At 53.5% G+C, this 12,011-nt stretch carries 11 protein-coding genes; 6 read left to right on the top strand and 5 right to left on the bottom strand.

Annotated elements, in window-relative coordinates:
* Positions 1-214 precede the first annotated feature (214 nt).
* Positions 215-1,225, bottom strand: coding sequence for an acyltransferase family protein (locus E9531_RS04155; protein ID WP_136572477.1), 1,011 nt, complete (start codon positions 1,223-1,225; stop codon positions 215-217).
* 319 nt (positions 1,226-1,544) lie between these two features.
* Between E9531_RS04155 and E9531_RS04150 the strand changes: the two genes are divergently transcribed.
* From E9531_RS04150 to E9531_RS04135, 4 genes are all read left to right on the top strand, one after another.
* Positions 1,545-2,603 carry an acyltransferase family protein gene (locus E9531_RS04150; protein WP_136572476.1) on the top strand — a complete coding sequence of 353 codons (1,059 nt, stop codon included), beginning with the start codon at positions 1,545-1,547 and terminating at the stop codon, positions 2,601-2,603.
* A 120-nt stretch (positions 2,604-2,723) separates the two neighbouring features.
* On the top strand, positions 2,724-3,455 hold the full coding sequence (gene ubiE / locus E9531_RS04145) for a bifunctional demethylmenaquinone methyltransferase/2-methoxy-6-polyprenyl-1,4-benzoquinol methylase UbiE (protein ID WP_136572475.1): 732 nt from the start codon (positions 2,724-2,726) through the stop codon (positions 3,453-3,455).
* Positions 3,456-3,674: 219 nt separating this feature from the next.
* A complete protein-coding gene (locus E9531_RS04140) occupies positions 3,675-4,514 on the top strand; it encodes an NAD-dependent protein deacetylase (protein WP_136572474.1) in 840 nt (279 codons plus the stop codon).
* A 233-nt stretch (positions 4,515-4,747) separates the two neighbouring features.
* Positions 4,748-5,542: a ProQ/FINO family protein gene (locus E9531_RS04135; protein WP_136572473.1), complete on the top strand. Its 795-nt coding sequence runs from the start codon at positions 4,748-4,750 to the stop codon at positions 5,540-5,542.
* Between the two features lie 121 nt (positions 5,543-5,663).
* On the opposite strand, the gene E9531_RS04130 is transcribed toward E9531_RS04135, so the two are convergent.
* Both E9531_RS04130 and pyrE read right to left on the bottom strand, forming a co-directional pair.
* The gene (locus E9531_RS04130; protein WP_136572472.1) at positions 5,664-6,305 is read right to left on the bottom strand and encodes a DUF4124 domain-containing protein; all 642 of its coding nucleotides are present in this window, start codon (positions 6,303-6,305) and stop codon (positions 5,664-5,666) included.
* Positions 6,306-6,420: 115 nt separating this feature from the next.
* Complete coding sequence (gene pyrE / locus E9531_RS04125; RefSeq protein ID WP_136572471.1) at positions 6,421-7,146, bottom strand: orotate phosphoribosyltransferase; 726 nt, start codon at positions 7,144-7,146, stop codon at positions 6,421-6,423.
* A gap of 28 nt (positions 7,147-7,174) precedes the next feature.
* On the opposite strand from pyrE, the gene E9531_RS04120 reads away from it, so the two are divergent.
* Positions 7,175-7,984 carry an exodeoxyribonuclease III gene (locus E9531_RS04120; protein ID WP_136572531.1) on the top strand — a complete coding sequence of 270 codons (810 nt, stop codon included), beginning with the start codon at positions 7,175-7,177 and terminating at the stop codon, positions 7,982-7,984.
* Between the two features lie 94 nt (positions 7,985-8,078).
* Positions 8,079-9,149 (top strand): alpha/beta hydrolase, encoded by a 1,071-nt coding sequence (locus tag E9531_RS04115; protein WP_136572470.1) that lies wholly within the window; start codon positions 8,079-8,081, stop codon positions 9,147-9,149.
* A 65-nt stretch (positions 9,150-9,214) separates the two neighbouring features.
* On the opposite strand, the gene E9531_RS04110 is transcribed toward E9531_RS04115, so the two are convergent.
* Both E9531_RS04110 and E9531_RS04105 read right to left on the bottom strand, forming a co-directional pair.
* Positions 9,215-10,438, bottom strand: a complete 1,224-nt coding sequence (locus tag E9531_RS04110; RefSeq protein WP_136572469.1) for a CaiB/BaiF CoA transferase family protein — start codon at positions 10,436-10,438, stop codon at positions 9,215-9,217.
* Positions 10,439-10,737: 299 nt separating this feature from the next.
* Complete coding sequence (locus tag E9531_RS04105) at positions 10,738-11,925, bottom strand: acyl-CoA dehydrogenase (RefSeq protein ID WP_136572468.1); 1,188 nt, start codon at positions 11,923-11,925, stop codon at positions 10,738-10,740.
* Between the last annotated feature and the right edge of the window lie 86 nt (positions 11,926-12,011).

The raw sequence follows: 12,011 nt of genomic DNA, 5'->3' as shown, positions 1-12,011 counted from the left end.
CGTGCGCAAGAACCTATGCCATTCTGGTCGCAAGTTTAGGTGCAAGCCACAAGATACGCAAGCGCAATTACGCCGCCGCAGAGTTTTCGCGCAGTTTTTTTGTAGCTTTTCGGCTCTAAGCAAGCCACAGTGAAACTCAGATCCTATGCGCATGCTTCTATAAGCTTGTGTATCAAGAATTGCAATTCCGAATGAATACGCATAGGCCGCAAAATCAACGCATACGAAAAAAAACCTGCGTTACGGCATGCCGCTCAAGCCAAGAAAAGTCACAAAAGCCGGGGAACTTCCTTCCCACTTGCGCTAACACCCACGTCAATAGCATCGTGCAACAAACAACCACAGCCACACCTATCGCAGCAGGCAGCGATGCTATCCAGCCCCCCATTCCCACATGATCAGCTACTACGATGACATACATATGCAGCAAATAAGGCGTGATTGACGCCGCACCTAGCACCGCCAGCCTATTAACATCCTTGATCGCACCAACCAGACTGAGGATGCTGACAACACCCACGGCACCACACAGCAGCAGCAACGCACGGTACAACATGCCCGTAGTTGCGCTAGCCCCCAACGCTGAATACCCTACAAACCAATACCACCAAGAAATACTGGCATGGCGTGTCAAAACAGCCACAAGCAAAAGCGCAGACAGCCCCATAACAGCCCAACCCCAGTGCAACGAAGGGAGTGATAATTTCTCAGATCGCTGTCCCCACAAATAGCCAGCAACAAAAAAAGGCAAAAAACCAAATGTTCGCGACAGGGACCACGCCGTCCCGATTTCCGCGTCAAGTCCAGCCAACAGTGCAATCGCAACTGACACAAACAACGGATACTTTAATTGCGCCAATAAAGGCAACATTAGGCGCCAGCATAACAAGCTACTCAAGTACCACATGGCCCAAACTGGCTGGCTCAGCGCCCATTGCCAAGGCTTGTGTATAAGGTAAGCCAACAACCCTGACTGCACCGCCTGATGCACGAGAAAAGGAAGCAGCACGGAAAAAAGCAGCGCGCGCGCGCGCCGCGAATCCAATATGCTGCTACTGACCATGCCAGACAGAAAAACAAATGCAGGCATATGAAATAAATACAGCCACCGATACAGCACATCCAAAATGGGAACCTGCCTGCTGTAGTGCAGCACATGTCCAAGCAACACAAGGAAAACCAGCACACCTTTTGCGGCATCAAGATGTTTATTTCGTTGCGTCATAGCGCCATCAATCAAGATTAGAGTGAGAAATTACCTTTTTGAGTATAGGCGCAGGCTTTGCCTGATTAAGCTACCGGCCGAACAAGGCAATGCGTAGGCCAATGGCCGCAATCGCCCAAGCTCACCCAAAAGCAAGTGCTACCCACTTCTGCTAGTTGCAGTCACGCTAAAGAGCCCCACCCCCTCGCAGCGAACGGCTCAATTTATAATTAATCTTCTGAAGCCTAGCACTGGCATGTCGCATGTTCAGCAAGCCTCACACTCCCGCGATATGGAGTGCCCTCCATTGCCAGACCTTATCGGCTGTTGACTGAATCCAATGCCCCTTTTCCTTATAAAAACTCAAACACTGCATGAAAAACTACTAGATTGCAGAGGGATTGGCCCAGGGTTTGACTTCATGCGCATTGCGCTTGCCATAAGCGTGATACTGCTGCACTGCGTGCCTGTTGCACACGGGTTTTACTGGTACGCGTTTCATGAGTCATTCTGGTTTCCGGCCTATGCAGCGATCTTGCCCATGTTTTTCGGGTTGAGCGGCTTCTTGGTAACGGGAAGCGCTGTCCGGCTACAGTCGCTCAAGAAGTTTTTTGCCAATCGCATTTTGCGCATCATTCCTGCGCTTGTTGTCGAAGTATCTCTTTCTGCCCTCATACTGGGTGCATTGGTCACTACACTCAATCTGCGCGAATACTTTACAAGCAGCGGATTTTGGTCGTACTTTCTCAACATCATCGGCATCATTCACTTTGAATTGCCAGGCGTGTTCAAAGACAATCCTTATCCTGGAACCGTCAACGGTAATTTATGGACTCTTCATCCTGAATACTATAGTTACCTGCTGATTGGAGCGCTGATGCTATGCAAAGTCGTGTATCACCGCGGCCTGTATGTTGCATTGGCGGGGGCAGCCATTATTGGCCTAATCGGTCTAGATTGGATCACCCAATTTGGCAAGCCTGTTTATGCGTATTCAGGCAATGCGCTGATCATCTCCTTTCTGATTGGCAGTTGGCTTTTTCAAGCAGCGCGCTACATTCCAATTCGGCCAGATTTTGCTGTGATCGCAGGAATAGCCTATGCCTTCATGTGCCTCAAGCCAGGCATGGCCATTGCAGCGCTGGTTCCCCTGATGTATCTCACCGTCTATCTGGGCATGACGCCTTTGCCTAAACTTGGTTTTCTCTCACGGGGTGACTACTCCTATGGGATTTATCTATACGGCTTCCCAATTCAGCAAACGCTTGCGTACGCTTTCCCACAATTGCATGTTTGGTGGAAAATGGCTTTGGTTGCCATCCCCCTGACGATCGCTTTTGCCATGTTCTCTTGGCGTTACGTAGAAAAACCAGCTTTGCGACTAAAGCAACATTTCTAAAGCGCCATATTTAGTTCAGTGACAGCCGCCTTGTTTCTGGCTTGGACCGACCGAACTACTTTGCACACATTGAATCTCTAATAGGCACCTGGCCTTTTAGACCCTCTAAAGATCCGCACCATGAACAAAACCCATTTTGGCTTTGAAACCGTCAACGAAGAAGACAAGGCTGGCAAGGTTCGCCAGGTGTTTGACTCTGTCGCGCCGAAGTACGACATCATGAACGACTTGATGTCTGCCGGTTTGCACCGCGCTTGGAAAGCGTATACGTTGCTGGTGGCCAATTTACGCCCCGGCCAGAAGGCATTAGATATTGCCGGTGGCACGGGAGATTTGGCCAAGGCGTTTGCGAAAAAGGTTGGCCCTACTGGCACGGTGTGCCACACAGACATCAATGAAGCGATGTTGCGCACCGGGCGCAATCGCCTGCTCAATCACGGCTTGGTATTACCCACCATGGTTTGCGATGCAGAAAAACTCCCGTTCCAAGACAATTATTTTGACGTTGTGAGTGTGGCATTTGGGCTGCGCAACATGACCCACAAAGATGCAGCCCTGGCAGAGATGCAGCGCGTACTCAAACCCAGAGGCAAGTTACTGGTGCTGGAGTTTTCGCAAATAGCGCCACCGCTGCGCAAGCCCTATGACTGGTATTCCTTCAACATTTTGCCGCGCTTGGGCCAAGCGATTGCTGGCGATGCCGATAGCTACCGGTATCTGGCCGAATCGATTCGCATGCACCCCGACCAAGAATCGCTTAAAAGCATGATGCACACTGCCGGTTTTGGCCATGTGGACTACCACAACCTAACTGCAGGCATTGCCGCCTTGCATGTGGGCATCAAGTGCTGAGGCATTACAAAAGCGCGACAAGCAAGCGTTGCACATGCAGAGTTTTAAAGGTTTAAGAGCGGCTAACACAACCCAGCAAACCGAAGGTTTGCGGTTGAGACTAGGCGCAAAACCGCAGGCAGTACGAGTAGTACGACACGGTTTTGCTTTCGACGTATCAAGGGTTGTGTTAGTCGCTCTAAGTCAGTCGTTGTGTCCATCATCTTTTAGTGCGGCTGCATGACTAACACCAATTCTGCACACATCGCTGCCTTGGCGCAGTTGCACGAATGGCTGCACCAAGGCCCCGCGTGGATGGCCCTGACCGGGGCAGGTATGAGCACCGCCTCTGGCATTCCCGATTACCGCGATGCCCGTGGGCAATGGAAGCGGCCAGCCCCCATCTACTTTCAACCCTTCATGGCAGATGCAGCCGTACGGGCGCGGTATTGGGCGCGCAGCATGGTGGGATGGCGATTTTTCAGCACCGTGCAGCCCAACGCCGCCCATGTGGCTGTGTGTACGTTGCAGCGTCAAGGCTTACTCGGATTGGTCGTTACCCAAAACGTGGACGGTTTGCACGAAAAAGCCGGGAGTTCGGCCGTCATTGATTTGCACGGCAGGCTCGATCAGGTGCGGTGCATGCAGTGCGGACACCGCATGGCACGACCGGCCTATCAAACCATGCTTGAAGCACGCAATCCGCAATGGTTGGCTGCAAAGGCGGCATCAGCCCCTGATGGCGACGCAGATCTAGAAGGTGTCAATTTCAGCCAATTTAGCGTAGTACCCTGCCCAATCTGCGGCGGTATCATCAAGCCTGATGTGGTGTTTTATGGCGAGCATGTTCCCGTCGAGCGACACCAGCAGGCCACCGCAGCCCTGCAACTCGCTGGTGGGCTTGTGGTGCTGGGTACTTCGTTGATGGTGCAATCGAGCTATCGGTATGCAGTGCTGGCTGCGCAGCTGGGCAAACCAATTGTCATCATCAACCAAGGGCTCACCCGCGCAGACGGATTGGCCAAAAGCCTTATTCCCATACCTGTTGAACGTGCACTTGCCGCGCTTGTGCACGACTGACCTAGTCCACACCTAAAACTTCGCCAATGCTCTGCGGAAAAACACTGCAGACACTAGCTTGACCACTGAATTTGCCAAAGCTGTAATTTCGATGGCATGATGCGCCCTTCGCGCCAATGCCAGTGTTGCTGATGACTATCCCCTCAATAGAATAGAAGGGCTCGTCCCGAATTGGGTTGTTTTCATGCTCGGCCACTGCGCACACATTCGTTCTCACTTGTTTCGTCTCTTTCATGTCTCATTCACCAGCCAACTCGGATCACAACAAGCCACGCAAGCCCAACGCGTCCCAAGGCCGCCGAGCAGCTTCACGCCGACCTGTAGCCCCCTTCAAACCAGCGCACCCTATACTGGAGCGCTTGGCGCCGTTGTACCCGGCCTTGTTTGGCGCTCAACCACTGCCACTCAAACGTGGGATTTTCGAAGACCTTGTTGCGGCCAACCCAGAGTGGGACACAGAAGATCTCAAACAGGGTTTGGCAATCCACACCCGCTCCACCCGCTACTTGCAAGCGGTATCGATGGGCCGTGCGCGCCACGATTTGCAAGGCCAGGCCGTTGAGCCGATGGCTGTAGAGCATTCATTTCACGCATTGACGGAACTGTTTCGCCGCAAGCTGCGCCATGCAGAGCGTGCCGAAGAATCCCAACAAGCTCCACTGCGCGCGCAAGCACAAGAGTGGTTGGAACATCGCCTTACCAAGGCTGTAGAGCATTCAGGCTTGCGCCCCTCTGCCTATGCAGAAAGCGTGCATACCCGCGATGCGGTGGTACAGGCGACTCTGACGCAAGTGGTCCAGACGGCTACGGAGCAACAAGCACGCGATGAGGCCATGTTGCGCGCATACGAAGCCAGCGGCTCAAACGTAGCAGCATTCGCCGAAATGTATGGTTTGACGGTGCAGGAAGCTGGTTTGATGCTGGCCCGTGCACGGCTGCACCAACAGCAGCGCCAAGAAGCAGAGCATGCAACAGCGCAAAATGCAGAATCGTCAGAATCAACCAACATGGAGCCCGACACCCCTTAAGTGGCCGTGTGAACATGCGCTAGACATGTTGAGAAAAAAGCGATGCAAGGCACAAAGACTTTGCATCGCTTTTTTTTATGTCTTCAACTTCTTATGCTATCCAGCTAGCAAGCAATGACGTCTACCAAAGTTGCTTGAGTTCATTCAGCTCTTGGTCAAACTGCCGATCAACCCGCATAACTTCTTCTTGCTTGCCATCAATGAAGGTTTGCTGGTCTTGCATGTCCTGCTGGTTGTCAGCAAATTGCCGTTTGAGGACAGGGGGCGCCTTCGCTATGTCGTTGTCGTAAAACTCCAACTCTTTATCGAGCTTGATTTTGGCATCACGAATTTGCGCAAGCCGTAAATTCGCAGCAGTGATCACCGTAACCAAACTCTCCTTGGCACTTTCACGGGCTTGGTTGTGTGCTTCCTCATTCGGATAGCGCATGAGCAGCACACGTTCTCGTTGGCGTTTGTCCTTCGCTGCGCGAAGGACATCCTGCTCGCGTTTTTTCTCACGCTCAATGGCTTCACGCTCTGCTTGGGTGTAGCTAGGCTCTTTAATGCCTTGCTGGTGCCCTGTTACCCCATCCAGAATTCGCTGGGGTCGGTCATTGCACTGGGGAATTGGACGATCAGAAGTCAAGGTCCGGCCCGTAGCATCCACGCAGGTATAAATTCTGGCCCGATCCTGGGCCTGCGCCAAGCCATTGAAGGCCACAAGCAAAGCGCCCCCCAATAGCCATACCTGTCTTCTCACCACATACATGACCATTTTCATAACAACCTAACAAGAAGAAGTGATCGTGATTTTTTCGATGCAATAGCTCTATGGCAATGCCCATAGTGCTTACCGCCCCATCTTCCGAAATAGTCTACCGGAAAGACAGTAAATCTTACACACCGTAACGATCGCGGTAGGCCTGCACTTTGCTGTGGTATTGCTCCAGTTGCGCAGACGCTGCGCCGTCAGCACTCTCTGGTTGGGCCAGATAATCCAGAATTGCCGCCAAATTGGCAATGGAGCATACTTGCAACCCCAATTGATTTTGCACAAACTGCACGGCGCTATGTGCGACGTCTTTGCCATTTTCGGTCGCCATTTCCTGTCGGTCTAGCGCAATTGCCAACGCATGCGGAGTGGCACCAGCAGCACGAATAATCGCCATGGCTTCGCGCACCGCCGTTCCAGCTGAGATCACATCATCCACAATCAACACGCGGCCTTTGAGCGGCGCACCGACCAACATACCGCCTTCGCCATGGTCTTTGGCTTCTTTTCGGTTGTACGCATAGGGCGCCGCACGCCCTAAACGCGCCAATTCCATCGAGACGGCCGCTGCCAACACAATGCCTTTATAAGCGGGGCCAAAAATGACATCGAACTCGATGCCACTGCGGACGATGGCATTTGCATAGAATTGGGCCAATCGCAACAACTTCTGGCCATCATTGAATAAGCCTGCGTTGAAAAAGTAAGGGCTCAGCCGACCGGCCTTGGTTGTGAATTCACCAAACTTCAACACGCCACTTTCTATGGCAAATTGCACAAATTGCTGAGCAGCCTGTGCTGATGAATCGTCGGCAGCAGGATGTGTGCGGTTAGCCTCTTGAGCAGTCATCTGAAAAACTCTTTCCATGCAAAAAGCATTGTTTCACCTCACCAGCCTCAACCTCAACGGTATTCGTTCTGCAGTCAACAAAGGGCTGGTGCCTTGGCTTGAAAAAAATAAGCCCGATTGTATGTGCGTGCAAGAAGTCAAAGCGCAACTGCCGGATTTGGAAAAAGCCCAGCTGACGCAACTCGACGGTATGCAGGGCTATTTTCATCTGGCTCAGAAAAAAGGCTACTCCGGGGTAGGCATTTATACACGCCACACGCCTTCCGATGTGGTGTACGGCTGGGATCAAGGCGAGTTCGATGACGAAGGTCGCTATATTGAATTGCGTTTTGACAGCCCCAGCAAAAAACGCTCAATCATTAGTGCGTACTTTCCCAGTGGCTCTTCCGGGGAAGAGCGGCAGGCAGCCAAATTCCGTTTCCTGGCAGGTTTTTACCCCTACTTGAATGCGCTGCAGCAAGGGCGAGAATTCATTTTGTGCGGTGACATCAATATCGCCCACCAACAAGCAGATTTGAAAAACTGGCGCAGCAACCAAAAAAACAGCGGCTTTCTGCCAGAAGAGCGCGAATGGATGACACAACTGCTCAACGACACCCAAGATGCCAGAGTACCGCTAGTGGATGTGTACCGCAGTTTGCAGCCAGATACCACCGATGCCTGCTACACCTGGTGGAGCAACCGGGGCCAAGCCTATGCCAACAATGTGGGCTGGCGTTTGGACTATCATCTGGCCACGCCAGCCATCGCCCAATTGGCCCGTAGCGAGCACATCTACAAAGGGGAGAAATTCTCCGATCACGCACCATTAACGATCGGGTACGACTTCCAACTGTAATCATTCCTTAGCGCAAACGCCTGCGTCACACGGTCTGCAGTAACAACCTGTACCGTGGTACACACGACACTAGGCTGCTTGCCATGATTTCGCCATGCCCACTCGCTCTCTACCATTGCCACCAAGTCTTTTGCCTGCATCACGCCGCCATTTCCTGCACCAAAGCATGGCCTTGGCCGGTGCGGGGCTCTGGCTATCGGGTTGCACCACTGCCATGAACAACACCCCTCCTCGCATTGCAGACCACCCCATGCACCACACACGCATGCCCTTGTCGGGCTGGCTTGATTGGGAAGACCCAAAATCTGGGCATGTCTGGCGCGTCTGGCTGCAAATGCCCGAAAGCCCTCCTCCAGCCGAAGGCTACCCCGCTTTGGTGGTTCTCGATGGCAACGCCATTTTCCCGCTTGCAGCGCAATGGGCCAGACTGCAACAAACACGCCCAGCTTATGTCCGCGGGGAACCCAGCATCATCATTGGCATTGGGCACCCCAGCGACACGTTATTTGACTCAGCCAAGCGCAACCGCGACTACACACCACCCGCCCCAGGTGCAAAAGCACCAGAAGGCGGAGCCGAGCATTTACTGGATTTTCTCGAACACGTGCTGCTGGCCGATTGGATTGAGCGCCTGCCACTGAACCGCAGCAAAATGGGATTGTTTGGCCACTCACTCAGTGGCTTGTTTGTTCTGCATAGTCTATTTACCCGCCCGGCACTGTTTACCGATTACTACGCAGCCAGTCCATCCATCTGGTGGAACGATGCCTACCTCCTGCAGGAACAGGCAGCATTTACGCAGCAATATGCCAAGCGCTATGCAGCAGTACCTACGGAGGCCAACTTAGCCGATGTGGCCCATGCCAACGTCTTTCTCTACGCAGGCTCATTAGAAGAACCTAGTAGCGAAGCACGGCCAGCCAATGCCCCAACAACAGGGCAACGCCACACGGTTCGCCTGCAAATTACCCGCGCACGTGAAATGGCTGCTGAACTCAGTGCCCTGCAATGGCCGAGCTTGAAGGCCCAGTTTCATCTGTGGCCTGACCTGACCCATGGTGACACCATGATGCCCTCGCTCATGCAAGCAGTAACCAATACCGGTATGCCCAAAGCCTGGAAAGACGCAGACTATGGGCTGCGCAATCCAGAAAAAGGGCGATAAAAAGGCATGCTTGCGCTGGTATCAAGCCCCAATGCCAGCCCGTTTCATCAATCGCCAATAGGCGCTTAAATCACCTGACTGTGGCGCAGTTGTGCCACAACTTCAGCAGACAAACCCAACTCCGCCAAAACTTCCTGAGTGTGCTGGCCCACGGCAGGAGGTGGCAGGCGATTCTCAACAGGTGTGGCTGACATCTTGATGGGGCATGCCACTTGCGGCACGTTTGTCGCTGCCGGATGCGACATTTCGAAATGCATACCGCGCGCTTGCACGTGAGGATCGGCAAACACGTCTGAGAGTTGGTTGATTGGCCCACAGGGCACGGCTTTGGCTTCCAGCGCCTCAATCCACTGCGCAGTCGTGCGCTGCACCGTGATTTGGCGCAACAGTGCAATCAGCGCTGCTCGGTGCTGCACACGCTGGGCATTCGAGGAGAAGCGGCTGTCCTGCGCCAATTCTGGCTGGCCTGCTTCTGCACAAAAACGCTGAAACTGTCCATCGTTGCCAATGGCCAAGATCATGTAGCCATCGGCCGTTGGAAAGTCTTGGTACGGCACAATGCTGGGGTGTGAATTGCCCAAACGCTGCGGGTTGTTGCCAGTGGCCAGGTAGCCCAAAGCTTGGTTAGCCAGACAAGCCACTTGCACGTCCAGCAAGGCCATATCGATATGCTGGCCGCGCCCACCACTTTTCTCGCGCCAAGCCAGTGCCGCCAGCACGGCATTACTGGCGTACAAGCCGGTCAAAATATCTGTGAGCGCCACACCAACCTTCATTGGGCCGGCACCGGGCTCGCCATCAGGCAGGCCTGTCACGCTCATCAAGCCCCCCAACCCCTGAATCAAAAAGTCATAGCCCGCACGTGGAGCGTAAGGGCCTGTCTGGCCAAAACCGGTGATGGAGCAATACACCAAACGCGGATTAACTTCAGCCAGCGCAGCGTAATCGAGGCCATACTTTTTCAAGCCGCCTAACTTGTAGTTTTCCAGCACCACGTCAGAGCGCTTGACCAATTCCCGAATCAACGCTTGGCCTTCAGGCTGGGTGATATCTACCGTGATAGAGCGTTTGTTGCGGTTAGCGCACAGAAAATACGATGCCACGTCGGTGTCGTGGCCAGCCTCATCCTTCACCCAAGGTGGGCCCCAACGCCGCGTGTCGTCACCTTCACCCGGACGTTCGACCTTGATCACATCGGCGCCCATATCGGCGAGCAATTGCCCTGCCCAAGGGCCTGCCAGAATACGCGACAGATCAAGAACTCGGATATGCGAAAGTGCGCCAGACATAAACACCCTATCAAGAGAGAGAAAAAATGCTCTGTCACACAGAGCGATAGGCAGATGGCCTATCCCTTCAAAGGGCGGCCATAGCGCTTATAAGGCGGGGGACGCAGCCAGCAGAATGCGATGTACGTGCGATCGTGAAGGTCCGCGCCCCAAAGGGCGTCCCCCATAAAAAAACCTTGGTTGCCCAATGCCAAGACCCGGCTCCATACCGCCATGCACCCCAGGTGCATGACTTGCGGCAGCCACCAGTGGCCCTATACCTATAGGGCTACTGAACGTCTTGGAGTGATGTACCGCTATCAGTTAGCAAATGCGGCAATACCTGTGATGGCGCGCCCCAGAATCAGCGCATGCACATCGTGTGTCCCTTCATAGGTATTCACGACTTCCAAGTTCACCAAGTGGCGGGCCACACCGAATTCATCACTGATACCATTACCGCCGAGCATGTCACGTGCCTGGCGTGCAATATCCAGTGCCTTGCCGCAGCTATTGCGCTTGATAATGGAGGTAATTTCCACAGGGGCTTGACCCGCATCTTTGAGGCGCCCCACTTGCAAACAGGCTTGCAAACCGATGTTGATTTCAGTGAGCATGTCGGCCAGTTTCTTTTGCACCAACTGGTTGGCGGCCAACGGGCGGCCAAATTGCTGGCGATCAAGAGTGTACTGGCGCGCTGTTTCAAAACAATCTTCAGCAGCGCCCAAAGCCCCCCAGGCAATACCGTAACGGGCGCTGTTCAGGCAAGTGAAAGGCCCTTTCAAACCACGCACATCCGGAAAAGCATTTTCCTCTGGCACAAAGACCTCATCCATCACGATCTCACCAGTAATGGATGCTCGCAACCCAACCTTGCCGTGAATGGCAGGGGCCGACAAGCCTTTCCAGCCCTTCTCCAGCACAAAGCCACGAATTTGACCTTCGTCATTTTTCGCCCATACAACAAACACATCGGCAATCGGGCTATTGGTGATCCACATTTTGCTGCCCGTCAGGCTGTAGCCTCCATCGACCTTCTTAGCACGTGTAATCATGCTGCCGGGGTCAGAGCCGTGGTTGGGTTCAGTCAAACCAAAACAGCCAATCCACTCCCCAGACGCCAGCTTGGGCAGGTATTTCTGCTTCGTGGCTTCATTACCAAATTCGTTGATAGGCACCATCACCAACGAAGACTGCACACTCATCATGGAGCGGTAGCCTGAGTCCACGCGCTCAACCTCACGGGCAACGAGGCCGTAGCACACATAGTTAAGGCCCGCACCGCCATATTGCTCAGGGATGGTAGCCCCCAACAAGCCCAATTCACCCATTTCACGGAAGATGGTCGGATCGGTGGACTCATTGCGAAAAGCCAGTTGCACGCGTGGCTTGAGTTTTTCTTGGCAATACGCACGGGCGGCATCACGCACTTGGCGCTCGTCTTCGGTCAACTGGCTTTCCAGGTTCAGGGGGTCTTCCCAATGGAAAAAAGCTTTGGATGCGGACATGTAAGGTCTCCTAGTGATCGCACGTGGAACGAGAGGGGATACGGCTGCACATTGAATACAGAGCACCTGCGCGCATAGCCTTCAAA

Origin of the sequence: Lampropedia puyangensis, from assembly GCF_004833285.1 — a bacterium.
GTDB classification, from domain to species: Bacteria; Pseudomonadota; Gammaproteobacteria; order Burkholderiales; family Burkholderiaceae_C; genus Lampropedia; species Lampropedia puyangensis.
Note: the sequence above shows the minus strand (reverse complement) of the source record. Positions and strands in the feature narration are given on the sequence as shown.